Source organism: Candidatus Frankia alpina (assembly GCF_902806485.1).
Lineage (GTDB): Bacteria > Actinomycetota > Actinomycetes > Frankiales > Frankiaceae > Frankia > Frankia alpina.
In genome coordinates this window covers 25,886-46,805 of record NZ_CADCWT010000008.1, presented here as the reverse complement: position 1 = coordinate 46,805, position 20,920 = coordinate 25,886, and the positions used below count along the sequence as shown (strand labels likewise).

Sequence of the window (20,920 nt, the reverse complement as noted above, 5' to 3'; positions counted from 1 at the left end):
GCGCCGCGGCGATCGGGCAGCCAGCAGGCGGCGGGGAGCCGCGCGGTCGATAACCGTGGCGTCTGCGGGCGGGGGCGATCGCGGCGGCAACGACGCCGAGGTAACACGGAGCGAGGAGGTCTACGGTGGCTGATCCGGCCCGGGCACGGAAGCTGGCCGTGCGTATTCGTGAGGTGGTCGCGTCCGCGCTGGAACGCGGTGTGAAGGATCCCCGCCTTGGCATGGTGACGGTCACCGACGTGCGGGTGACACCAGACCTGGTCGACGCGACCGTGTTCTACACCGTGTACGGCGACGAGGCCGAGCGCCGCGCGTCGGCCGAGGCGCTCGAGTCCGCCCGTGGGCTGCTGCGCAGCCAGGTCGGCCGTGCCACCGGCGTGAAGGTCACACCGACCCTCACCTTCATCCACGACCGGCTGCCCGACGATGCCAAGCACCTGGAGGCGCTGATCAGCGCCGCCCGGGAGCGGGACGCCAAGCTCGCCGAGGTCCGCCGCGACGCCCGCCCCGCGGGCGACGAAGATCCCTATCGCCGTCCACGGACCGTCGAGGAAGACCTGGACGAGGACCTCGGCGACGACATCGACGGGGTCGGCGGGATCGACAAGGTCGATGCGGGTGACGCCTCCGGTCGAGACTCCGGTGCGCGGGATGTCGGCGCGGTCGGCGGACACCGGGCGTATCCGGCCTCACCCGGCGGCGATCCGACCACCGGACGCTGAGAGTGGTGGGCCGCGGACACGGCGATGGGACGGGCGATGAGCGACGCGAGGGATCTCGTGGCGGGCGATCGGGCGGCCGTGGTGGCCGCCCTTACGGCGGCCCTCGACGCCGGCGACGACATCCTGCTCGTCGCGCACGTCAATCCGGACGGGGACAGCCTCGGTTCGGCCTTGGCCCTTGCGCTGGCGCTGCGGACTCTCGGGTGCCGACTGCGGGTTTCGTTCGACGCCGAGCCCTTCGCCGTTCTCCGGACGCTGCACTTCCTCGCCGGCCAGGAGCTGCTCGTCGACCCGGTGACGATCACAACCCGGCCGGGTCTCGTGGTCTGTCTGGACACGGCCAGCCGGTCCCGGCTCGCCCGGATCACCAGCGGCAGCATGGTGGTCGTCGTCGACCACCATGCCTCCAACACCCGTTTCAGCGACCTGAACCTCGTCGACAGCGAGGCCGCCTCGACCAGCGCGATGGTTGTCGACCTGATCGACGCGCTGGGCGTGGCGCTGGACGCGGACCTGGCCGCGGCGATCTACACCGGCCTGGTCACCGATACCGGCTCGTTCCGGTTCGCGGCGACGACGCCTGCGGTGCATCGCCTTGCCGCGCGCCTGCTGGCCACCGGCATCCGGCACGATCTGATCAGCCGTGCGCTGTGGGACACCCACCGGTTCGGCTACCTGAAGCTGCTCGGCGAGGTGCTGGGTTGTGCCCGCCTGGAACCGGAGCACGACCTGGCCTGGACCTGGTGCGCCCAGGCCGACCTGCGTAACGCGGGCCTCGACTACGACGAGATCGAGGGCTTCATCGACACCTTGCGCACGGCGTCGGAGGCCGAGGTCGCCCTGATCTGCAAGCAGGAGGGCGACGTCTGGAAGGTCTCCGTGCGGTCCAGGGGAGCGTCGACGTCGGTGCGCTGTGCGCCGGCTTCGGGGGTGGCGGCCACCGCCTGGCCGCCGGCTTCGTGACGAGCGCGCAGCTGGCGGAGCTCATGGAGGCGGTGCGGGCGGCACTGGTTCGGGCGCCGCGGCTGCCCGACCCCGTGGGCGGCGCCCTGACCGGGCCCGACGCCGCCGCCGGGCGTACCCCCGCCCCGGCTCCCGCCCTCGCTCCGGGCCAGGGCCAGGACCAGGGCCGGGGTCGGGGCCGACCGGGGCCCGGCGGTGAGCGTCCGATGAGCCCGCGGGGAGCACGCCCGGCGGGCGGGCCGCAGGTCGACGGTCTCGTGGTCGTCGACAAGCCGGCCGGGCTCACCTCGCACGACGTCGTCGCCCGCGCCCGGCGCATCCTGGGGCAACGCCGGGTCGGCCACGCCGGCACCCTCGACCCGATGGCGACCGGTGTGCTGCTGCTCGGCCTCGGCCGGGGCACGAGGCTGCTGGGTCACCTCGCGCTCACCGACAAGGTGTACGACGCGACGATCCGGCTCGGCCGCTCTACGACGACGGACGACGCCGAGGGCGAGCCGCTCGAGGACTGGCCCGTCGACGTCGATCCCGAGCGGCTCGCGCGGGCGATGGCGGCCCTGACCGGGCGCATCGACCAGGTGCCGTCGAGCGTCAGCGCGGTCAAGGTCGACGGGGTGCGTGCCTACGCCCGGGTGCGGGCCGGTGAGCAGGTCGAGCTCGCCGCCCGCCGGGTCACGGTGCACCGCTTCGACCTGCTCGCCCGCCGGTCCGACGGCGCTGCGGCGGACCCGGCGGGCTCCGATCTGGATGTGCGGGTCGGCTGCTCCAGCGGAACCTACATCCGTGCGATCGCCCGCGACCTCGGGGCCGCGTTGGGCTGCGGGGGGCATCTCACGGCGCTGCGGCGCACCGTGGTGGGGCCGTTCGGGCTCGCCCGGGCGGTGAGTCTCGACACGTTCGCCGAGCTGGGCGCGGGGGCGGTCATCCCGTTGGCGGAGGCCGTCGCGGCCGGTTTCGCGCGCCGGGACGTGGCGGGGGACGCGGCGGTCGACGTGCGCCACGGCCGCCGGTTGGCGCCGGTAGGACGGCCGGGCACCTACGGCGTGTTCGGGCCGGATGGGTCCGTGCTGGCGCTGGTCGAGGAGAGCGCCGAAGTGGTCCGCTCGCTGGTCGTGTTCGCCCCGGCTTGACCGCGCGCGAGAATCGCCGACGGGCCGCGCTCGACCGTGCCGCGCGAGAATGTCCTAGGCTTCCCCCGTGCAAACGTGGCGAGGGGCGGAGAACACGCCGGCCGGGTGGCGCGGCGGGGTCGTCACGATCGGCTTCTTCGACGGGGTGCACCTCGGACACCGGCAGATCATTGGGCAGGCGGTGCGCCGCGCCCACGACCGCAGCGAGCGGGTCGTCGTCCTGACCTTCGATCCGCATCCGGGTGAGGTGCTCCGTCCCGGCAGCCATCCGGCCCTGCTGACGACGTTGCGCCACAAGGCCGAGCTGCTGGAGGCGATCGGCGTCGACGCGCTCTGCGTGCAGCCGTTCACCCTGGACTTCAGCCGGCTGTCACCGGCCGAGTTCGTGCACGGGATGCTGGTCGAGCAGCTGGGCGCCAGTGTGGTCGTGGTGGGAGAGAACTTCACCTACGGTCACCGGGCCGCCGGCACGCTGGCCACCCTGGCGGCGGACGGGACCCGGCAGGGCTTCGAGGTCGACGGGGTCCGCCTGGTCCGCTCGGGGGAGCAGGTGTTGTCCTCGACCGAGATCCGCCGCCGCGTCGCCGAGGGTGACGTGGAGTCGGCCGCCGTGGCCCTGGCCCGTCCACACCGGGTCGAGGGCGTGGTCGTGCACGGCGACGCCCGTGGCTGCACGATCGGCTACCCGACGGCCAACGTCGAGGTGACGTCGTGGGCGGCGGTGCCCGCCGACGGGGTGTACGCGGGCTTCGCCTGCTGGGACGGCCGCCGCCAGCCGGCCGCGATCTCGATCGGCACGAATCCGACGTTCGCCGGCCGGGAGCGGCGGGTGGAGGCGTTTCTGCTGGACTTCGATGGGGATCTTTACGGCGAGTACCTGGCCTACGAGTTCACCCGCCGCCTGCGCCCGACGCTGCGCTTCGAGTCGGTGGACGAGCTGGTCACCCAGATGGCGGCCGACGTCGAGGCGACCAGGACGGTCACCCTGCCCGTCTGAGGTGCGCCCGCGACCCCTGGCACGGCGGTGCCACCGGTACGGCCCCGCCAGCGCGGGGCCACCGGTCTCCGAGCGGTTCCCCTCGGGTTGATAGGCTTCGGGTCCAGGCGGGTGCGGCGCGTCCGGACAGTGCGGCGATAAGGCTGTGGTCCGGAGGTCGGTTCGGGTGAGGAAGACCCCGGGCGCGCGCCGTCCCGAAGCAGAAGGAGAGGGTGGAGCGTGCCGCTCGCGAGCGACGTCAAGCAGAAGATCATGTCCGATTACGCCACCGTTGAGCGGGACACCGGCTCGCCCGAGGTGCAGGTCGCGATGCTGACCCGTCGGATCAGCGATCTGACCGAGCACCTCAAGGTGCACAAGCACGACCATCACAGCCGTCGGGGCCTGCTCCTGCTCGTCGGGCGCCGCCGCCGGCTGCTGAACTACCTCTCGAAAACGGATATCGGTCGATACCGGGCCCTGATCGAGCGACTCGGGCTACGGCGATAGCGCGAAGAGGGAGCGGCCCTTCGGGACGCTCCCTCTGACGCATCGGGGGTAGATACCAGATGCGTCGCCCGTCGGCGGAGGTCTCCGTCGGTGGATCGGAGGATCTGACCGGGTCCGTGGTGGCGAGAGCCGCCGGTCCTCGGCCGTGGTCGCCGGGAGTGGGCATGTCCTCCCCGGGGGGCTTCGACTGAGCGCCGGCATCCTCAAGGACGCGGACCCGGTCGCAGAACAAGATCGGCTGCGTGGACCCGGCCGAAGAAGAGGATGGAGTGGTTCGAGTGGACGACTCGACACATGCGGCCGAGGCGGTCATTGCGACCCCGGCCGGAAACCGTACGGTGCGTTTCGAGACCGGCCGGCTGGCCCGGCAGGCCGCCGGTTCCGCCGTCGCCTACCTGGGCGACACGATGGTTCTCTCGGCGACGACGGTCAGCAAGCAGCCCAAGGAACAGCTCGACTTCTTCCCGCTGACGGTGGACGTCGAGGAGCGGATGTACGCCGCCGGGCGGATCCCCGGTTCGTTCTTCCGCCGTGAGGGCCGGCCAAGCGAGGACGCGATCCTCACCTGCCGGCTCATCGACCGGCCGCTGCGCCCCTCGTTCGCCAAGGGGCTGCGCAACGAGATCCAGGTCGTGGCCACGGTGCTGGCCCTCGACCCGGACACGCTCTACGACGTGGTCGCGATCAACGCCGCCAGTGCGTCGACGACCCTGTCCGGGCTGCCCTTCACCGGGCCGATCGGCGCGACCCGGGTCGGCTACGTCGATGGCGAGTGGATTGCCTTCCCGACGCATTCGGAGCTGGCCCGCGCTACCTTCGACATGGTCGTGGCCGGCCGCGTCGTCGAGGACGGCTCCGACGTCGCGATCATGATGGTCGAGGCGGAGGCCACCCCGGGCACGGTGGAGCTGATCGCAGGGGGCGCGCCCGCGCCGACCGAGGAGGTCGTCGCCGCCGGCCTGGAGGCCGCCAAGCCGGCCATCCGCGAGCTGTGTCGGGCGCAGAGCGAGCTCGCCTCGCTGGCCGGCAAGGCGGCGACGCGGGAGTTCCCGGTCTTCATCGACCACCACGACGACGTGCTCGAGGCGCTGTCCGCCGCGGTCGGCGACGAGCTGTCCGCCGCGCTGCGCATCGCCGGCAAGGCCGAGCGGGAGAACGAGCTCGACCGGGTCCGCCAGCTGGCGGTCGAGAAGGTCGCCGCCCAGTTCGAGGGGCGAGAGAAGGAGATCGGCGCCGCCTACCGGGCGCTGACGAAGAAGCTCGTCCGCTCCCGCATCGTCACCGAGGGCGTGCGGATCGACGGCCGGTCGACGACCGAGATCCGGGCGCTGTCCGCCGAGGTCGACTACATCCCGCGGGTGCACGGCTCGGCGCTGTTCGAGCGGGGCGAGACGCAGATCCTCGGCGTCACCACGCTGGCGATGCTGCGCATGGAGCAGACGGTCGACACGCTCAACCCCGATCGCACCAAGCGGTACATGCACAATTACAACTTCCCGCCCTACTCCACCGGTGAGACCGGGCGTGTCGGCTCGCCGAAGCGCCGCGAGATCGGCCACGGCGCGCTGGCCGAGCGGGCGCTGCTGCCGGTGCTGCCCAGCCGCGAGGACTTCCCCTACGCGATCCGCCAGGTCTCCGAGGCGCTGAGCTCCAACGGCTCCACGTCGATGGGCTCGGTCTGCGCGAGCACGCTGTCCCTGCTCAACGCCGGCGTGCCGCTGAAGGCCCCGGTTGCCGGCATCGCGATGGGGCTCGTCCACGCCGACGACGCCTACGTCACGCTGACCGACATCCTCGGTGCCGAGGATGTCTACGGCGACATGGACTTCAAGGTCGCCGGCACCCGCGATTTCGTCACCGCCTTGCAGCTCGACACCAAGCTCGACGGCATCCCCGCCTCGGTGCTTGCCTCGGCCCTGCAGCAGGCGCGCGGTGCGCGCCTCGCGATCCTCGACGTCATGGCCGAGGCGATCGGCAGCCCGGACGAGATGTCCGCGCACGCCCCGCGGGTCATTTCGGTGAAGATTCCGGTTGACAAGATCGGCGAGATCATCGGGCCCAAGGGCAAGATGATCAACCAGATCCAGGCGGACAGCGGCGCCGAGATCACGGTCGAGGACGACGGCACGATCTACATCGGCGCGGTGGACGGCCCCTCGGCGGAGTCCGCCCGGTCGGCGATCAACGCGATCGCCAACCCGCAGATGCCCGAGGTCGGCGAGCGGTACCTCGGTACCATCGTCAAGATCACCAACTTCGGGGCCTTCGTCTCACTCACGCCGGGCCGGGACGGCCTGCTGCACGTGTCCAAGCTCAAGACGCTCTCGGGCGGCAAGCGGGTGGAGAAGGTCGAGGACGTGCTGACCGTGGGACAGAAGCTCCAGGTGGAGATCACCGAGATCGACGCCCGTGGCAAGATCAGCCTGTCCCCGAGCGCCGAGGCCGCGGACGCGGCGGCGACCTCCTGACGGCGCGACGTGACCGACACCCCCACGCCTGACCTGACCCGCTCCTCTGGCTCGGCCGGCTCTGGCTCGGCCGGCTCCAGCGATGCCACGGGTCGAAGTGCCGCGGGCGCAGGTGAGCGAGTGACCCGCCTGCTCGCGGGCGGGTCCGTCAGCGAGTCGTTGCTGGGCGGCACGGTGCTGCGCACGGTGCTGCCCGGCGGGCTGCGCGTCATCACCGAGCGTGTCCCCGGAGTCCGTTCGGCCGCGATCGGCGTCTGGGTGGGCGTCGGCTCGCGCGACGAGACCCCGGTGACCGCCGGCTGCTCCCACTACCTCGAACACCTGCTGTTCAAGGGCACCCCGAGCCGGGATGCCCTGACGATCAGCGCGTCGGTCGAGGCGGTCGGCGGTGACCTCAACGCGTTCACGGGCAAGGAGTACACCTGCTACTACGCGCGGGTGCTCGACTCCGACCTCGCGATGGCCGTCAGCGTCGTCGCCGACATGGTCACCAACTCGCTGGTGACCGCCGACGACGTCGAGGCCGAGCGTGGCGTGATCCTCGAGGAGATCGCCATGCACGAGGACGATCCGGGCGACGTCGTCCACGACGTCTTCGCCGAGGCGATGCTTGGCGCGTCGGCGCTCGGCCGGCCGGTACTCGGCACGATCGAGTCGATCGAGGGGCTGGGTCGCGAGACCATCGCCGACTACTACCGCTCCCGGTACGTCCCGCCGGCGATGGTCGTCTCGATCGCCGGAAACCTGGAGCATGATCGCGTGCTCGCGCTCGTCGCGGGGGCCTTCGGCGATCACCTGACGTCGGCCGCGGAGCCGTCGGGGGTACGAGCCGGCAGCTACGACTACCCGCCGGCGCCCGGCATCGTCGTTTCCGAGCGGCCCACCGAACAGGCGAACCTCGTGCTGGGTACCGTCGGGGTGTCCCGGCATGATCCACGCCGCTTCGCGCTCGGGGTGCTCTCGACGGCGCTGGGCGGCGGGATGAGCTCCCGGCTGTTCCAGGAGATCCGCGAGAAGCGGGGCCTGGCCTACTCGGTGTACTCGTTTGCGTCGCACTTCGCCGACGCCGGCCTGTTCGGCGTTTACGCCGGCTGCGCTCCCAAGCGCGCTGACGAGGTCCTGGAGATCGCTCGGGACGAGGTGCGATCCATCGCCGAGCGCGGGATCAGCGCCGAGGAGCTCGACCGCGCGCGCGGGCAGAGCCACGGCTCCCTCGTCCTCGGCCTGGAGGACACCGGCTCGCGGATGAGCCGTCTGGGCAAGAGCGAGCTCGTTCACGGCGAGCTACTGTCCGTCGACGAGATCATCGCCCGGGTGAACGCGGTCACGCTGGACGACGTCACCGGGATCGCCGCGGCGCTCGTCGAGCAGCCCTGGGCCCTCGGCGTCATCGGGCCGTTCGACGATCATGACTTCGGCGCGGCCGTCGCCCGCTGAGCCTTCGGCCGCGGGCGCCAGGCGCGGGCCCGCGGCCGGCCGGCGGCGTTCAGTCACCGCGACGCCAGCCGGCGTTCGGTGCCCGCCACGGAGGGAACAGGCATGAACGAGCAGCTCACGGTGGGGGTTCTCGGCGCGGGTGGCCGCATGGGGTCGACGGTGTGCGCCGCCGTCGAGTCCGCTCCGGACCTCGCGCTCGTCGCCGCGCTCGACGCCGGCGACGACCGGGCCGCGCTCGCCGCGGCCGAGGTGGTCGTCGATTTCACCACGCCGGACGCGGTGCTCGACAACGTCCGCTGGTGTGTCGAGGCAGGCCGGCATGTCGTCGTCGGCACGACCGGCTTCGACGACGGGCGGCTGGCGACGGTGCGCGGCTGGCTTGGTGACGCGCCGAAGGCCGGGGTGCTGATCGCCCCGAACTTCGGGGTTGCCGCCGTGCTCATGATGATGTTCGCCGCGCGCGCCGCCCGCTTCTTCGACTCCGTCGAAATCGTCGAGCTGCACCATCCCAACAAGGTCGACGCGCCGAGCGGCACCGCCCGGCGCACCGCCGAACTCGTCGCCGAGGCCCGCGAGGCCGCCGGGCTCGCGCCGGGCGGCCCGGACGCGACGGCCACGGCGCTCGACGGCGCCCGCGGCGCCCGGGTCGCGGGTGTGCCCGTGCACTCCGTACGCCTCGCGGGTCTCGTCGCCCACCAGGAGGTCCTGCTCGGCGGGGCGGGGGAGACCCTGACCCTGCGTCACGACTCCTACGACCGCACCTCCTTCATGCCGGGCGTGCTGCTCGCCGTGCGGCGCATCGCCGACCGTCCCGGCCTGACCGTCGGCCTGGAGCACCTGCTCGACCTGGACTAATCGCCGGATGTCCGCGGGATCGCTCGGCCGTGAAAGATAGGTTTTCGGGTGTGGTCGGACACGTTGACCGCCGGCCGCCGGCGGGTACCCGAAGCGTCTTCGGAATCGATCTGGGCACGACGTTCAGCTGCCTGGCCCGCGTCTCGGGCGCCGGGGAGCCGCAGATCGTGCCGTTGTCCGACGGCGCGTTGACGTTGCCGAGCGTCGTGCTGTTCGTCGGCGCGGACGACTACCTCACCGGGCAGACCGCCCGTGAGCTCGCCCGGGCCCGGCCCGACGACGTCTGCTCGCTGGTCAAGCGGCGGATGGGCGACGGCGACTGGCGATTCATCACCCAGGGCGCGGCCTGGTCCGCACCGGCTGTCAGCGGCCTGATCCTCAAGGCCCTGGTCGCCGACACCGCGCTGGCCACCGGCAAGCGGGTCGAGGACGTCGTGATCACCGTTCCGGCCTACTTCGGGGACACCGAACGCCGGGCGACGGTCCTGGCCGGCGAGTACGCGGGGCTCAACGTCGTCGACGTCATCAACGAGCCGACCGCGGCGGCATTGTCCTACGGGTTCGCCCGCTTCGAGATCGGTACCCGGCGCACCCTCGGCGGCCCGGGTGCCGCGGCCGAGGAGGTCGCCCTCGTCTACGACCTGGGCGGCGGCACCTTCGACGTCACAGTCGTGGAGCTCGCGGACCGCCGGGTCTCCGTCGTCGCCGTCGACGGCGACCATCAGCTCGGCGGCGCCGACTGGGACGAAAAGATCGTGTTGTATCTGTGCGACCGGTTCCTCGCCGAGCATCCGGGCGCCCCGGACCCCCTCGACGAGGGGGAGGGCTCCCAGGCGCTGCTGCTTGCTGCCGAACGGGCGCGGCGGGACCTCACCGACGCGGCCACCACGACCGTCGTCGTCGAGCACGCCGGCCGCCGCACCGAGGTGCTGTTTACCCGCGACGAGCTGGAACGGCTCACCGCCGGGCTACTCGACCGGACCATCGCCCTGACCCGGGCCGCCCGCGACGCGGCGCTGGCCCGCGGGGTCCGCGGGATCGACCGGATCCTGCTCGTCGGCGGCGCCTCGCGGATGCCCGCCGTGACTCGCCGCCTCGCCGCCGAGTTCGGGGTGCCCGCAGAGCTGTCCGATCCGGATCTTGCGGTTGCCCGGGGGGCCGCCATCTATGGCGAGAAGAAGGCGCTGGAACGGCTGGTGCTCGCCGATCTGGTGACCCGCGGCCAGCTCGTCGACGGCGCCGGGGTGGACGCCGCCGCCCCGGCCGATCTGGACGCCGCCTGCCGGCGGCTCGCCGACGCGCTCGGCCTGCCCACCCAACGGGTGCGCCGGACCGTCGAGGTGCAGGTCGTCAACGTCGTTTCCCGGGGCTTCGGAGTGCTGGCGCTCAGCCGCCTCGGCGAGCAGGGCGCGGTGTTTCTGGTGCACCGCAACGACCGGCTTCCGATCGCGGTCCGGCGTTCCTTCGGGACTGTGCGCGACGACCAGGACGCCGTCACCGTGTACGTGGTCGAGCAGGCCGGCGGGGTGGAGTCGACCCGGGTCGAGGACAATAAGGTGATAGCCGAGGCCGAGATCACCGGCATCCCGCCCGGTTTCCCCGCCGGATCGCAGATCCAGATCCTCTTCCGGATGGGCTTCGACGGCATCCTGGAGGTCACGGCCACCCACGAGGGCCTCGCCGACCAGCCCCTGACGGTACGGGTCGAGACATCGGCGGCGCTGAGCCAGGCCGATGTGGCCCGCGAGCGGGAGCAGATCGCCCGGGCGCGCCGGGAACATGGTGGCCTCCCGCGCGTTGACGGCCGGCCGGATCCGCAGACGGATGCGCCGACGGATCCGGGTGGTGGGTCCGGTGGCCCGGCCGGCGGGTTGGGCGGGCCGACAGGCGGGCTGGGCGGCCTGCCGGGTGGCTGGGGCTGACGGGAGGACGACGATGCGGGCCTTCGACTCCGACGACTACCGTCGCCGGGTGCTCGCCGTGGTGCACCGCCGCGGCGGTGCCGAGCACAGCGACCCGTTCGAGATCTACGACATCCCGCTGGCGGAGGTGGACACGCTCGACGATGCGGCGGTCCGCGCCCGCATCGCCGAGGTCTGGGCTTTCTGGCAGCGCAGCCGGGACCATCCCCGCTACCGTGGGGTGATCATCGGCCTGCTCGACCTGCACACCGAGCTGTCCACAGCGCTCGCCGACCGCACCACGCGCCTCACCCTGCGCGATCGAGTCGCTGCCGTCCGCGCCGCCCGCGACGACGAGCGGTTCGCCGCGTTGGACGCCGCCGTCACCCGCCTCGTGGCCCGGTTCGGCGGCATCCCGGCCGACCGGGTCGCCGGCCTGCGGACCTGGGCGGCGACCCAGGGCATCGACGAATCCGCGTTCGCCATGCGGACCCGCCGTCATCGGATCGTCCCCGTGAGCCCGGCCGGCGGGTCGGGCGACCGGCCGCGGCCCGAACCGATTCCCGCCGAGGTGCTCCGCCAGATCCGGGCCGACCTCGACGAGCTGGGCCGGATCACCGCGTCCGCCACGCCACGTAGCCTGTTCGACCTGCTGGGCGTGTCGCCCGGCGCCCCGCGCGAGCAGATCCGGCGACTGCGCGACGAGGCGCTGATGCGCAACCGCGCCCGCCGACCGGACCGCCGCCGCGCCCTGCTCGACGATCTGCTGGCCGCCGTCGGCGCGCTGCTGGCCGAGGGCGACCCGGACGCCTACCTCGACGCGCTTGCCGCCGCGACGAGCGAGCGGCTGCGGCCGCGGGTGGCGGCGGCGGTCCTCGTCGAGGACGCGCTGCTTGCGGCCGAGGCGGCCGAACTCGTCGCCGAGGCGGAGGCGGATGGCCTCACCCGCAGCGGGCGCGCGCCGTTGTCGGCGCCCTCGCCCGAGAACAAGGGGTTACCGCGCCGTCGCTGCCGCCCCCGGCGGGCGGCAGGCCGCCGGTCCGGGCGGACGACTGGCGGCCGGCGGTGTCCCGGGCCCGTGCAGCGCTGCGGGCCGGCCGGCCGGTGGAGGCCGGCGAGCACGTGGCCACCGCCCGGGAGCTCGCCGGCGAGACCCTGCCGCCCATCCGGGCGGTGGACGACGAGGTGCAGACCGCGCTGCGGGCAGCGGGCGACGGCTGGGCGGCCCTCGCCCCGCTGATTGCGGCCGGCCGGTACCGGGCGGTGCTGCCCGCGGCCCGGCGGCTCGCCGAGACCGCCGCCGACGTGCCCGGCCCGGGCAACCAGCTCGCCGGGGAGCTGCTGTCCCTTGCCGTGGCCCGCTGCACCACCGCCGACGAGCTCGTCGCCCGAGCCCGCACGGCCGGTGCCGTCGACCGCGAGCGCCTGCTCGACGAGGCCCTCGCGCTGGTCACCGACCACGCCGAGGCCTCGACGCTGCTCGCGCGAGGCCGGCCCGGCCCCGCCCCGACTCCGCCGGCGGCGGTGCGAGCTCACCGGGACGGCCGTTCGATCCTGGTGAGCTGGGGGCCGTCGACGACCGCCGGCGAGGTGCGCTACCGGGTCACCCGCTTTGCCGACGGCGTCGGCCGGGCGGTCGGCGTGACCGCGGGCAACAGCCTGGAGGACGGTGGCGCACCGCCCGGCGGGGCGATTCCCCGTTACGAGGTCGCCGCCGGCGTCGACGGCGCCTGGTCGACGCCGGCCGGGACGACCGAGGCCGGCCCGGGAACCGGCGGCCCGGTTGCGCTGACCGGTGCGCCCGCCGGCACTGCCGCCGACGCCCTTCCCCCGCCGGTCGGGCTACGGTGGGTCGATGAACGGCTGCGATGGACCTGGCCGGCTGGCTGCACGGAGATGATGGTGGTCTGCCGGCCGGACGGACCGCCGACGGCCGTCGGCGATCCCCGCGCGCAGGCCCGCAAGGTGACCAACACTCGATACGAGATCGACGGCGGCGTCCTCCTCCCGTCGGGCCGCCCCCTGCACGTCGCGTTGTTCTGCTGCGTACGCCAGGCGGGGCGACTGGCCGTGGCGACCTTGGCCGGGGCCCGGCTCCGGCTTGAGCCGGGCGGCGACGGAGCGGGCGGGTGAGGGCCCGGGCGACGGTTGCCATCCTGGTCACTGCCTGCTTGTTCTATCTCGGTCTGATCGGCTGGCACGGCGTCGTCCTGCTCGGCGATGATCACTGGGCCGCCCGCGGGCTCGGCGTCGGGGTGCTGCTGCTGCCTGTGGTCGGGCTCGTCGTCATCGCGCGCGAGCTGCGGTTCGGCCGCGAGAGCGGCCGGCTTGCCGGCCTGCTGGCGACCGGCGGGATGGCTGGGTCTGGCGAGGTGGCTGGGTCTGGCGGGGCGGGGGAAGCCGGCGAGCCGGTCCTGGTCCACCGGCCCTCGGGGCGCATCGACCGGGCCTCGGCCGACGCGGTGTTCGCGCTTCGGCGGGCCGAGGTGGAGGCGGACCCCGCCGACTGGCGGCGCTGGTACCGGCTTGCCGTCTCCTACGGCGATGCCGGCGACTCCCGGCGTGGACGTGCCGCGATGCGGCATGCCATCGCCCTCGAGCGCGACCCGCGCTGACCGGCGGCCCCGGCCCGAGCCCGAGAAATCGGCGTTGAAGTGGCCGTGGGATTACCGGCTGGCTCAGTTTGCGATGCTCGGAGCGTCCACCGAGTCGGACGGCGGCTGTTTGCCTACCGAATGCGAACGGCTCGGTCGGGAGTATTGACTGCTCATGCGGCGCGATCAGGCACGACTCCCGACCGCGGATTTCCTGGTGGCGGGCTGACGCCGGGGGAGGGGTGCGGTACTAACGGGTCGACGCCCTGTGTACCATGTTTGAAGGCCGTTGTAGACAGCTGTCTGGACTACTGGGGGGTAGTGCTGTGGTGGTGTCATGCGGCCTTTCAAGGCCGGTCTGGCGGTGGTAGTGCTGATCACCCCGACGGACCAGCGACCACAGCGATCCCTCGATTCCGGATGATCTGAGGTCCGGGTGCCCGGCCTCTTCACCTGCCCGTGCGGCGCTGACCGAACCACTGCGTCGCACTCTCGTCTGGCTCTCGGGATGTGGTCCGTCCGCGTCGCCGCCCGTCCCATCGGCGGTCGGTGGCCACTCTCCAGGGTCCTCGATGTTTCAGATCCGGGAGCACTCGACGTGCGTGCGATAGTGACCGGCGGCGCCGGTTTTCTCGGCAGTCACCTCTGTGAGCGGCTGCTCGGCGACGGCTACGAGGTCATCTGCTTCGACAACTTCCTCACCGGCCGGCCGGAGAACGTGGAGCACCTGCTCGCCGATCCTCGTTTCCGTCTGATCAACCGGAACGTGAACGATTTCATCTATGTTTCCGGCCCGGTTGACGTCGTGCTGCATTTCGCCTCACCGGCATCGCCGCTCGATTACTACGAGCTGCCGATCGAGACGCTGAAGGTCGGCTCGCTGGGTACGTTCCACGCTTTGGGCCTCGCTCGGGAGAAAGGCGCCCGATTCCTGCTCGCCTCCACCTCGGAGACTTACGGGGACCCGCAGGTCAATCCGCAGCCGGAGGACTACTGGGGTAACGTGAACCCGGTCGGCCCGCGCAGCGTCTACGACGAGGCGAAGCGATTCGCCGAGGCCGTGACCATGGCCTACCACCGCAAGCATGGCGTCGACACGGCGATTGTGCGGATCTTCAACACCTACGGCCCCCGGATGCGGCTGGATGACGGGCGTGCCGTCCCCGCCTTCGTCTCCCAGGCGCTGCGCGGGGAGCCCATCACCGTCGCCGGTGACGGCTTCCAGACCCGATCCATCTGCTATGTCGACGACCTGATCGACGGGATCGTCCGGCTGCTGCACTCGGACCTGCCCGGCCCGGTGAACATTGGCAACCCGCACGAGATGTCGATTCTCGACACGGCGAGGCTCGTGCGCGACCTGTGCGGGTCGACGGCGCCGATCACCTTCGTCCCGCGGCCCCAGGACGATCCCTCCGTGCGCCAGCCGGACATCACCATCGCCCGCACCCGGCTCGGCTGGGAGCCGAAGACCAGCCTGGACGACGGCCTGACCCGCACGATCTCCTGGTTCGCCGGCCAGCTCACCGAGAGCCGCCAGGTCGCCTGAGCACGCGGTGTACTCCGTCGGTGTCCGGGCGGACACCCGTCCGGCTTCGGCCCCGGTGTTTCGTGGGTGACACTCCCGCAACCGCTTGCCCACGTGGTGGTCCATCAATGGCGTGGGTCGGGTGGAGAACCGGCCCGGCCGGCCCGAGAGCTCGAATGCCCGGCGGCGCCCGGTTGACCCCGAAAGCGGGGGCGGTGACCGTCTGATCCGGGGCGATATTCTCCTGTTCCGGTCGTCTGTGGCCTCCTGCGCTGTGGTGCTCCGTGAGCTGTCTTTCGCGAACATGGGTCGTCCGAGTTGACGAAACAGCCGGGTTGCCCGAAGAGTCGAGCTGACGAAGAGGAATTGGATGGTCGAGGTATGACGTCGACGGACCGGACCGGGATCATCCTGGTGACCGGGGCCGCCGGATTCATCGGCTCCCACACCTGCGTCGAGCTCCTGGCGGCGGGGCACCGGGTGGTGGGTGTGGACAACTTCATCAACAGCTCGCCGCGAGTCCTGGAACGGTTGCGTAGGGTCGCCGGCCAGGACCTCGAGTTCGTCCGGCTCGACGTGCGCGACCGGGTGGCTCTGGGCGAGGTGTTCCGCCGCTGGCCGATCGACGCCGTGATCCACTTTGCCGCACGCAAGGCGGTGGGCGAGTCGGTCGAGATGCCGCTGGAGTACTACGACACCAACGTCAACGCCACCCTCGGCCTCGTCAGCGTCATGGCGGAGCACAGCGTGCACCGCCTGGTCTTCTCGTCGTCCTGCTCCATCTACGGCGTGGTCGACACGGTTCCGATCACCGAGGACACCCCGGCTCGGCCGACCAACCCCTACTCGCGCACCAAGTGGATGTGCGAGCAGATCCTCGCCGACGTCTGTGCCCGCGACCCGGCCTGGCACGTCATCTCGCTGCGGTATTTCAACCCCGCCGGGGCGCACGAGTCCGGCCTGCTCGGCGAGGACCCCCGCGGCGTGCCGAACAACGTCATGCCATACCTCGCCCAGGTGGCGGTCGGCCGGCGTGCCGAGCTGGCCGTCTTTGGCGACGACTACCCCACGCCCGACGGCACCGGGGTGCGCGACTACATCCATGTGGTCGACCTGGCCGAGGGCCATGGTCAGGCCGTGGACCACCTCACCGATCAGGCGGGACACCGGGTCATCAATCTGGGAACCGGCGCCGGGACGTCCGTGCGAGAGTTGCACGCGGCTTTCTCCGCCGCCTGCGGCCAGGATCTTCCCTGCCGCGTCGTGGCGCGGCGGCCCGGCGACGTCGCCGCGCTCGTCGCCGACGCCGCGTTCGCCCGCGAGGCGCTCGGCTGGACCGCGCGGCGCAGCGTCGCGGACATGTGTCGGGACGCCTGGCAGTTCCAGCGCCTCAATCCAGAAGGGTACGACGATGGAGAGGAGCCTGATGAGCACGTCGGACAGCGATGAGGACGCGGAGGCTCCGGCCAGCGGGCCTCGACCCCGGCTGACGGTCATCGGAACCGGCTATCTCGGCGCCACGCACGCGGTCTGTATGGCCGAACTGGGCTTCGAGGTACTGGCCGTCGACGTCGACCACTCGAAGATCTTCCGGCTCTCCGCGGGCGAGATTCCGTTCTTCGAGCCGGATCTCGCCGATCTGCTGCGAACGAACCTCGCCACCGGCCGGCTGCGCTTCACGACCTCCTTCGAGGAGATCGCCGAATTCGGTGACGTGCACTTCGTGTGCGTCGGCACACCGCAGCGTCCCGATGGCTATGGGGCGGACCTCAGCCATCTCAACGCGGCCATCGAGCGGCTGGCGCCCCTGCTGACCAGGCCGTGCCTGGTGGTCGGCAAGTCGACCGTCCCGGCCGGCACGGCTGCCGGGATCGCCCGGACCCTCGCCCGGCTCGCCCTGGCGAACCAGAGCGTGGACAGCGCCGTGACGAATGCTGGGACCGGTGCCGAGATCGTCCCCGACCTTGCCGGCGTGCAGCTCGCCTGGAACCCGGAGTTCCTGCGGGAAGGCTTCGCCGTGGCCGACACCCTGCATCCCGACCGGCTCGTGTTCGGGGTTGCCTCACCGGCCGCCGAGGGGGCGCTGCGGGCGGCCTTCGCCCCGGTGATCGCCCAGGGCGTGCCGGTGATCGTGACCGACTACGCAACCGCGGAGCTGGTCAAGACCGCGGCGAACTCCTTCCTCGCCACGAAGATCTCCTTCATCAACGCGATGGCCGAGGTGTGCGAGGCCGTCGACGCCGACGTGCTCACCCTGGCCGAGGCGCTGTCCCACGACGTCCGCATCGGCGGCAACTTCCTTCGCCCCGGCGTCGGGTTCGGCGGCGGCTGTCTGCCCAAGGACATCCGCGCCTTTCAGGCCCGGGCCGACGAGCTCGGCGTCGGCGTCGCACTGCGGTTCCTGCGCGAGATCGACGAGATCAACAACCGGCGCCGGGACCGGGTCGTCGACCTGGTCGCCGCGGCGCTCGACGGCACGCTGTCGCATCGGCGGCTGCTTCTGCTCGGCGCCGCCTTCAAACCGAACTCGGACGACGTGCGCGACTCGCCGGCGCTCGCGGTCGCGGATCTGCTGGCCCGCACCGGCGCCGACGTGACGGTCGTCGACCCGGTCGCGACCCCCAACGCGCGGCGCGCCCTGCCCGGCGTCGCCTACAGCGAGACCGTCGAGGACGTGGCCGCGGACGCCGACGCCGTCGTGCTGCTCACCGAGTGGCGCCAGTTCGCCGAGCTCGACCCGACCCAACTGGGCCGGCTTGTCCGCCGCAAATTGATCATTGATGGTCGGCACGCCCTCGACGGCGACCGCTGGCGCCAGGCCGGCTGGGTCTACCTGGCCCCCGGCCGGCCGACGGGGGTCATCCCCAGCCCCGTGCCGGAGCAGCGGCCGCGCTTCGGGCTACCCGCCGGGGCCGACTCGGACGGTGCCGCCGCCCGCGACGTGGAGATCGAGGCACCGGTGGGGCTCCGGTGATCGGCGAGGTAGGGTGCAACGCATGCATCGTCTCGTTCGACATCGGTGAGCCCGGTCCCGGCGTCGCGGTCGGCCGCGCCCGGGACGGCAGGTGCCCGTCCGTTCGAGATCGATGAGGAGACTTCCCGGCGATGAGTGACGTGCCGATCGTCCGCCCCCTGCCCGTCAGCGGTTTCCCGGAGTGGCTGCCCGAGGTCCGGATCGTCGAGCAGCGCTGGCTCGACACGATCCGGGCGACCTTCGAGCGTTACGGGTTCAGCTCGGTGGAGACCCCGTCGGTCGAGGCCCTGGACGTGCTCACCGCGAAGGGGGAGACCTCCCAGGAGGTCTACACGCTGCGGCGCCTGCAGGCTGACGCCGACGACGACAGTGCCCGTCTTGGCCTGCACTTCGACCTGACCGTGCCGTTCGCCCGGTACGTCGCCGCGCACTTCAACGAGCTCGTCTTCCCGTTCAAGCGCTACCAGATGCAGCGGGTGTGGCGCGGTGAGCGGCCCCAGGAGGGCCGCTTCCGCGAGTTCACCCAGTGCGACATCGACGTCATCAACGTCGACCGGGTGCCCCTGCACTTCGACGCCGAGCTGCCCCGGATCGTCCACGAGGTGCTGGGTACCCTGGGCGTCCCGCCCTGGACCCTCAACATCAACAACCGCAAGGTGCTGCAGGGCTTCTACGAGGGGCTGGGCATCGGCGATCCGCTCGCGGTCATCCGGATCGCCGACAAGATGGACAAGATCGGTCCCGACGGCGTCGCGAACCTGCTCGGCGCCCAGGCCGGACTCGACGCGGACCAGGTGCGGGCCTGCCTCGATCTTGCCGCGATCCGGGCGACGGGCTCCGGGGTCGTCGACGAGGTGCGCCGCCTGGGCGTGAAGTCGGATCTGCTCGCCGAGGGCCTCGACGAGCTCGCCGAGGTCCTCGGCGACCTCGCCGACCTGCCCACGGGCAGCGTCGTCGCGGACCTGTCGATCGCCCGCGGTCTCGACTACTACACCGGCACCGTCTACGAGGCGAAGTTCGTCGACTGGCCCGACTTCGGCAGCATCTGCTCCGGCGGTCGGTACGAGAACCTGGCCGGCTCGTTCATCCGCCGAAGCCTGCCCGGGGTCGGCATCTCCATCGGCCTGACCCGCATCTTCGCCAAGCTCCTCGCCGAGGGCCTGCTGCCGACCGGTCCGGGGAGCCCGGCCGACGTGCTCGTGGTCGTCCCCGCCGCCGAGCGCCGGGCGGCGGCGCTGGCCACCGCGACGGCGCTGCGCGCCCGCGGGCTGAAGGTCGAGACCTACCACCAGCCGGACAAGCTGGCCAAGCAGGTCCGGTACGCCGCCCGCAAGGGCATCGGCTTCGTCTGGTTTCCCCCCTTCGACGAGGGCCGGGAGCACGAGGTGAAGAACATGGCGACCGGTGACCAGACCGCCGCCGACCCCGCCGCCTGGCACCCGACCTCGTCCTGACGGGAAAGAAGCGGATTCCGGATGCGCGCGGCGGGTGGGGACCGCCGCGCCATCGCGGGGAGGGCTGCCCGCCGCGACGTGGCTGGGCGGCCGGGGATTGACGGGGGCGGAGACCCCCGACCACGCCAGGCCACGCCGCGCGAGCGGGCACTGCGACTCCTCGCCGTTGGGGACTGGCGAGGCGCCCATAACCGGTGTACCACGCCTGCGCAGGCCTCCAATCCCCGTGCGCCGATCGCGTGACCGGACGGGTAAGTGGGTGCCGACACCGGCCGCGTTGGGCGATTGCTGGCCCGCTCTACTGATTGCGGCACGGCTCGACCGATTGTGGCGAAGCTGGCCGGCCTGCTCCGGCTGACTGCGGACTGCCCCCCTGGTCCGTGCCTGCCCGGCCGGGCGTAGGTTCGCGAGGTCCGGCGTACGCCGAGGGCATCGCAGCGTCTACCGTGGTCGAAGTCCGCGCCGGGGCAAGGGTCGCCCCGGGAGGCCGCGGTGGGCGATGGAGGTGGCAGTGTCCGAGCCGGCGTCCGAACCGAATTCCGGGACGGCGTCCCAGGCGGTATCCGACGCGGCGTCGCCGGGGTCCGCGGTGGCGCCCGCCGGCCGGGCGACCGCCCGGATGCGGGTCCAGGTGATCGCGAAGACCGAGTTCCTCCCGCCGGCGGACGTGCCGTGGAGCACCGATGCGGACGGCGGCCAGGCGTTGGCGGAGTTTGCCGGCCGGGCCTGCTACCAGAGCTGGAGCAAGCCCAACCCGGCGACCGCGACCAACGCCGGCTACCTGCGTCACATCCTCGACGTGGGGCATCTGTCGGTGCTCGAACACGGCACCGTCTCGCTCTACCTCACCGGCGTGTCCCGCAGCCTCACCCACGAGCTGGTCCGCCACCGGCATTTCTCCTACAGCCAGCTGTCCCAGCGGTATGTCCCCGAGCGCGACGCGGCGATCGTCGAGCCCGAGGTCGTGGCCGGCGACCCGGAGCTGCACGCGCTGTTCGAACAGGCCGCAGCGGCGTCCCTGGAGGCATACGGCCGGCTGCTGGAGGGGCTGGAGAAGCGGTTCGCCGACATCTCCGCCCCCACCTCACGGCGCAAGCAGGCCCGGCAGGCCGCCCGCTCGGTTCTGTTGAACGCGACCGAGACCCGCATCGTCGTCACCGGGAACTACCGGGCGTGGCGGCATTTCATCGCGATGCGCGCCAGTGAGCACGCTGATGTGGAGATTCGGGGTCTCGCTGTCACGATTCTGCGCGAACTGCAGGCGGTGGCGCCCAACGTCTTCTCGGATTTCCGCATCTCCACCCTCGACGACGGCACGGAAGTCGCGTCCAGTCCGTTGGTCGGGGAGGGCTGAGACAGCCGGGGCCAGGTCGGCGGGAGGAGGACCGGCGGATGACCAGCGTCGTCG

General features: G+C 72.1%; 17 protein-coding genes. All 17 read left to right on the top strand.

Going from position 1 to position 20,920, the window contains the following annotated elements; all coding sequences use genetic code 11:
- Window positions 1–125 precede the first annotated feature (125 nt).
- The 17 genes from rbfA (at window position 126) to thyX (ending at window position 20,866) form a co-directional block, all read left to right on the top strand.
- A complete protein-coding gene (gene rbfA, locus G6R25_RS02450; RefSeq protein WP_163551490.1) occupies window positions 126–722 on the top strand; it encodes a 30S ribosome-binding factor RbfA in 597 nt (198 codons plus the stop codon).
- 36 nt (window positions 723–758) lie between these two features.
- Window positions 759–1,685, top strand: coding sequence for a DHH family phosphoesterase (locus G6R25_RS02445; protein ID WP_235947175.1), 927 nt, complete (start codon window positions 759–761; stop codon window positions 1,683–1,685).
- Window positions 1,686–1,891: 206 nt separating this feature from the next.
- On the top strand, window positions 1,892–2,815 hold the full coding sequence (gene truB / locus G6R25_RS02440) for a tRNA pseudouridine(55) synthase TruB (RefSeq protein ID WP_163551506.1): 924 nt from the start codon (window positions 1,892–1,894) through the stop codon (window positions 2,813–2,815).
- A 67-nt stretch (window positions 2,816–2,882) separates the two neighbouring features.
- Complete coding sequence (locus G6R25_RS02435) at window positions 2,883–3,812, top strand: bifunctional riboflavin kinase/FAD synthetase (protein ID WP_163551489.1); 930 nt, start codon at window positions 2,883–2,885, stop codon at window positions 3,810–3,812.
- Between the two features lie 219 nt (window positions 3,813–4,031).
- Window positions 4,032–4,301 (top strand): 30S ribosomal protein S15, encoded by a 270-nt coding sequence (gene rpsO / locus G6R25_RS02430; RefSeq protein WP_136447918.1) that lies wholly within the window; start codon window positions 4,032–4,034, stop codon window positions 4,299–4,301.
- 278 nt (window positions 4,302–4,579) lie between these two features.
- A complete protein-coding gene (locus G6R25_RS02425) occupies window positions 4,580–6,769 on the top strand; it encodes a polyribonucleotide nucleotidyltransferase (RefSeq protein ID WP_163551488.1) in 2,190 nt (729 codons plus the stop codon).
- A 9-nt stretch (window positions 6,770–6,778) separates the two neighbouring features.
- Window positions 6,779–8,206: a M16 family metallopeptidase gene (locus G6R25_RS02420; RefSeq protein WP_163551487.1), complete on the top strand. Its 1,428-nt coding sequence runs from the start codon at window positions 6,779–6,781 to the stop codon at window positions 8,204–8,206.
- Between the two features lie 102 nt (window positions 8,207–8,308).
- Window positions 8,309–9,061, top strand: coding sequence for a 4-hydroxy-tetrahydrodipicolinate reductase (gene dapB / locus G6R25_RS02415; protein ID WP_205446800.1), 753 nt, complete (start codon window positions 8,309–8,311; stop codon window positions 9,059–9,061).
- Between the two features lie 50 nt (window positions 9,062–9,111).
- The gene (locus tag G6R25_RS02410) at window positions 9,112–10,983 is read left to right on the top strand and encodes an Hsp70 family protein (RefSeq protein ID WP_163551486.1); all 1,872 of its coding nucleotides are present in this window, start codon (window positions 9,112–9,114) and stop codon (window positions 10,981–10,983) included.
- A gap of 13 nt (window positions 10,984–10,996) precedes the next feature.
- Complete coding sequence (locus G6R25_RS29395) at window positions 10,997–12,202, top strand: hypothetical protein (RefSeq protein WP_336500374.1); 1,206 nt, start codon at window positions 10,997–10,999, stop codon at window positions 12,200–12,202.
- The gene (locus tag G6R25_RS29390) at window positions 12,085–13,095 is read left to right on the top strand and encodes a hypothetical protein (protein WP_336500372.1); all 1,011 of its coding nucleotides are present in this window, start codon (window positions 12,085–12,087) and stop codon (window positions 13,093–13,095) included. The genes G6R25_RS29395 and G6R25_RS29390 overlap by 118 nt, the downstream gene beginning before the upstream one ends.
- Window positions 13,092–13,577 carry a hypothetical protein gene (locus G6R25_RS02400; RefSeq protein ID WP_163551485.1) on the top strand — a complete coding sequence of 162 codons (486 nt, stop codon included), beginning with the start codon at window positions 13,092–13,094 and terminating at the stop codon, window positions 13,575–13,577. The genes G6R25_RS29390 and G6R25_RS02400 overlap by 4 nt, the downstream gene beginning before the upstream one ends.
- Window positions 13,578–14,154: 577 nt before the next feature.
- Window positions 14,155–15,105 carry a UDP-glucuronic acid decarboxylase family protein gene (locus tag G6R25_RS02395; protein WP_163551484.1) on the top strand — a complete coding sequence of 317 codons (951 nt, stop codon included), beginning with the start codon at window positions 14,155–14,157 and terminating at the stop codon, window positions 15,103–15,105.
- Between the two features lie 360 nt (window positions 15,106–15,465).
- Window positions 15,466–16,533: a UDP-glucose 4-epimerase GalE gene (gene galE / locus G6R25_RS02390; protein ID WP_205446798.1), complete on the top strand. Its 1,068-nt coding sequence runs from the start codon at window positions 15,466–15,468 to the stop codon at window positions 16,531–16,533.
- Window positions 16,511–18,058 carry a UDP-glucose dehydrogenase family protein gene (locus G6R25_RS02385; RefSeq protein ID WP_163551483.1) on the top strand — a complete coding sequence of 516 codons (1,548 nt, stop codon included), beginning with the start codon at window positions 16,511–16,513 and terminating at the stop codon, window positions 18,056–18,058. Before galE ends, G6R25_RS02385 begins: the two co-directional genes overlap by 23 nt.
- Before the next feature lie 131 nt (window positions 18,059–18,189).
- Complete coding sequence (gene hisS, locus G6R25_RS02380; RefSeq protein WP_163551482.1) at window positions 18,190–19,512, top strand: histidine--tRNA ligase; 1,323 nt, start codon at window positions 18,190–18,192, stop codon at window positions 19,510–19,512.
- Between the two features lie 619 nt (window positions 19,513–20,131).
- The gene (thyX, locus tag G6R25_RS02375) at window positions 20,132–20,866 is read left to right on the top strand and encodes an FAD-dependent thymidylate synthase (protein WP_136447680.1); all 735 of its coding nucleotides are present in this window, start codon (window positions 20,132–20,134) and stop codon (window positions 20,864–20,866) included.
- The last annotated feature ends 54 nt before the right edge of the window (window positions 20,867–20,920 follow it).